This window comes from Paraburkholderia sp. EG304, from assembly GCF_046543485.1.
Classification (GTDB): Bacteria; Pseudomonadota; Gammaproteobacteria; order Burkholderiales; family Burkholderiaceae; genus Paraburkholderia; species Paraburkholderia youngii.
On the sequence record NZ_JBKGUA010000430.1, the window covers coordinates 1 to 268 of the forward strand.

General features: G+C 59.0%; 1 protein-coding gene. It reads left to right on the forward strand.

Going from position 1 to position 268, the window contains the following annotated elements; all coding sequences use genetic code 11:
- The coding region (locus ACLFKU_RS44600) for an IS66 family transposase (RefSeq protein WP_410853501.1) at positions 1–268 on the forward strand (268 nt) is incomplete at both ends.

Consider the following 268-nt stretch of genomic DNA (forward strand, 5'->3'; position numbering starts at 1 on the left):
CGAGCGCGAGGCGCAGACACTGGAAGCTGAAGAGCGTCGCAGGCTTCGACAGAGCCGGGCCAAACCGGTGTGCGACGCACTTCATGAATGGATGGTGGCGCAGCGCAAGCTGGTTTCGGAAGGTTCAACGATTGCGAAAGCGCTGGATTACAGCCTTAAACGCTGGGAAGCGCTGACGCGCTATCTCGACGACGGACATGTGCCCATAGACAACAACTGGGTCGAAAACCAAATACGTCCGTGGGCTATCGGGAGGGCCAACTGGCTG